The sequence below is a fragment of the Okeania sp. SIO2B9 genome (assembly GCF_010672505.1).
Taxonomy (GTDB): Bacteria; Cyanobacteriota; Cyanobacteriia; order Cyanobacteriales; family Microcoleaceae; genus Okeania; species Okeania hirsuta.
Window position 1 is genome coordinate 1 of record NZ_JAAHGK010000895.1, and the last position, 3,247, is coordinate 3,247.

Annotated in this window: 3 protein-coding genes; all 3 read right to left on the reverse strand. The window is 38.6% G+C overall.

Annotation, left to right across the window (positions count from 1 at the left end):
- Nucleotides 1-489, reverse strand: a complete 489-nt coding sequence (locus F6K13_RS25115; protein ID WP_287288721.1) for a chitosanase — start codon at nucleotides 487-489, stop codon at nucleotides 1-3.
- Nucleotides 490-1,688: 1,199 nt separating this feature from the next.
- The gene (locus tag F6K13_RS25120) at nucleotides 1,689-2,585 is read right to left on the reverse strand and encodes a D-alanyl-D-alanine carboxypeptidase family protein (protein WP_192901089.1); all 897 of its coding nucleotides are present in this window, start codon (nucleotides 2,583-2,585) and stop codon (nucleotides 1,689-1,691) included.
- Between the two features lie 88 nt (nucleotides 2,586-2,673).
- Nucleotides 2,674-2,976 (reverse strand): DNA-binding transcriptional regulator, encoded by a 303-nt coding sequence (locus F6K13_RS25125; protein ID WP_124144248.1) that lies wholly within the window; start codon nucleotides 2,974-2,976, stop codon nucleotides 2,674-2,676.
- Between the last annotated feature and the right edge of the window lie 271 nt (nucleotides 2,977-3,247).

A 3,247-nucleotide genomic window follows, 5' to 3' on the forward strand; every position in this document is an offset into this window, starting at 1 on the left:
TCAAAGCTTATACAGAAGCAGATGGAGCAAAGTTTGCTGATGAATTGTCTCCCTATCTAAAAAGTTTAAAACAACTGCAGTCCCTAAAGCAGTTTCAATACCAAGTGAAGTCGCTCGGTTAATCGCAGAAGTCCAATAAACCCGATCAAAGAAAGCATCTTGTGTGTCTATCATCACATCGTCTTGTTTGCCTGCTTGACGCAAAATTCTATGTAAATTTCTATCGTCACAGAGAGTTCTATCCTGTTGTTTTAAACTTTTTAGATAGGGAGACAATTCATCAGCAAACTTTGCTCCATCTGCTTCTGTATAAGCTTTGATTAACAAGTAGAGATTACCACTATTGATCGTGGTCTGGGATTTTCCATAGGTTAATCCACCAGGGTCTCCTGGAGCACAAACAACTAAAGAATAATCTCCCACAACCCTGCTAGTTTCAAAGATATTGATGATAGCTTGGGCTGTTCTTTTTTGCAAATTACTCAGCATGATTTACTGTTCCATAAAACTGATATAAAGCTTCACATCAAGTGAATTTTTAATGCTTACTTCCTGCTGCAACCGATGCTGTCAGCGGTATCTTGTCCATAGAAATTTACAGTCAAGCCAACCGCATTTTTGAGATCGATAGAAGCTCAAGTTTCTATCAACCGACAGTCCGAACTCAGGATAGTTATATTTTCTGAAGTTGAAGAGAATATCCGGAACCTGCCCGCTAGTATTTTGTAAAGTTAGTTTTGATGGGTTAATTTTCCTCTGCAGTCTCTATCCTTTCTGCTCCCCCTGCTCGTCTCAACCCATCAATTCAAAGCTGACAGACCACTAAGAGAACCGTTTACAGCGCTACGCGCATAGGGGAGCCGTCGGATTGGCGACGTACAGAAGTTAGTAGGGGCGTTAATGTAGTTGTGCGCTAGCTAATGGCCATTTGCTAACGTAGAGCTGCTGCTTTACATGTTGCGGATCAAAACGCCCGTATAAAAGTCAGAAGTAATCCCTGACGCTCGTTTGAGCATTTATAGCGCTGTGCGCAGGCAACAGGCAACAGCTCCGGAAGGGGGAATAAATTGCCGATCATATAAGATTTTAGCTATTTTGCCCTTCCTGCAATTTGCAAATATACCAGCGCTTATTACTATATAAACGTCCTAAGGTATTTGCGTAGTGCTATAAATTAAGTTTTAGCTCAAAATTATTTGCTAATAACTGATTATGAACAAAAATTGGCGTTGGTGATTTTGGCTATGATTTTTTTAAATGGCAATCGCCTAAATACTAATTAAAAAGCATTTTATACCTTATAAATTTAGCTTTCATCGCTTGATTCACCAACGCCCAAAAATTTAAAATAAATCAATATTTCTTGATAAATTAATTTAAAGGATGATTTAAAGTTGGGCGTTGGTGAAAAGAGGTATGATATCATGTCCGGATAAGAGCGCGATAGAACTCCGTGACCTTTACGCGACCAAAAAACTTTCTCCTTCTATTCGGGGTTTCTGATTATTTCTTCCCTCCTAAGGAAGTCCGACTGACTTCCCCTCCAGGGAGGGGCGCGCGGGTGGGTTGACTCCTAAAGAATTAAGATGAATATCATACACGCACTTTACCAACGCTTAAAGTTGCCAGAAGTTGAGTCTGGCGATCAAGTTTTCAAGCAACTTTCTGACAGGAAGTTTTGATATTACTTAATTCTCAAGATTACTTAAATCCTGATTCTCAGTTTGTCGATCTTGTTCAAGTGACCTAGCTTGTTCAAAAGTTTCTGAACTATGACTATCACCTACAAAGCGCCAATGCCAGGGTTCATAACTAATGCCTTGAGGATTATCTCTCGGAAACGATAACTCAAAACCATAGTTACCTGCATTTTCTTGCAACCATTGGAAAGCTTTTGTATTTTCAAAACTAACTTTGAGATAACTATCTGGTACTCTAGCATCTCCAATATCAATGGCATAGCCTGTATGATGTTCACTATAACCGGGAGGGGCACTAACTTCGGCTCGTTGATATGTTGCCTGTCCTCGCTTTGCCTTTAGCTCAAAAAACAAATACTCTTGATCTGCCAAAGTTCTAAACCCGGAAATAGGAACTAAATTAATATTTGTCGCCCAAGCTGCATCTGTCATAGCATTAAATCTTTCTGCTGCATTTGAGCGGAGTCTGACATTTTGATTACCAAAAACTGGTGTTAGTTCCTGCCAAGTTGCCTCTTTATATGGCAAATGTCCAAGAATATTTTCTTTCTGCTCAATAGAAGGAGTTGGAGATGGTGAGGGAGTTACTACTGTAGGAGTTGGAGATGGTTCAACTAATTTTATACCTAAATTTTGTTTGATTTGGCTAACAAAAGCTTTGTCTTGAGTTTGATGAAGTTGGAAGTGCAAGGCAATACTAATTATCAGAGCGATCGCCCCTATACCTAATAATTTCCAAATCTGCCATTTTTTCTGAGACTGAATAGGTTGCTGTTTTGGACTTTCGTATTCATCTCTTACAGCTTCTGGAATGTCATCTACTGACAATTTCGGTTCATCTGGAGATTTTTTCTTAAATAGACCGAGCTTATTCAAAATTTTCACTCCTGCACTTTCACTGAAATCATACTTTACTCAAGGCAAAATTAAAATTTGTGCCGATCACTTGCTGATTTTTTAATCACCAATTTCATTAATGGCCAGTTGCTGATTCTGCACTTTTTACCTCACTTGCTCCATTATTATTGTCGATCATTTTTCTTGGTCTACCTGGTTTGCGCTTGTGGCGTTGACTAATGGACTTGTCACTAGCTACTGCTAATTCTTCTGGAGTACATTTTAAAATATCCAGAATTTCTAGGTACTTTTGGGGAGTCATTGTTGGTTCTGTACGCCCCGTTTCCCAGTTACGAACACTGGTTTCGCTTATTCCTAGTCGATCTGCTACTTCTGCACGGGTAAGCCCCGCACGTTCTCTCAGGGCTTCCATATCCATATCTTTTATGTTTCCTCCAGCAATCATCTACAGTATAAGTTTTTTTGAAAACTAATTTAGAGAATTAATTAAACTATCTTATTTTAAACTTGTTAAAATAGAATTGTCTAGGTTTTTTTAAAAAAAGACTCAATTTATTATTTATAGTGTATAGTGTCTGGTTAATATCCTCCCCGACCATCAATCAAACAAACTAAGTTGTTGAAAAGATTCAGGGCAGGTTGACACATCTTTGGAGGACAAAAGTTTAACTCAAATTGTTGAAGAGTGA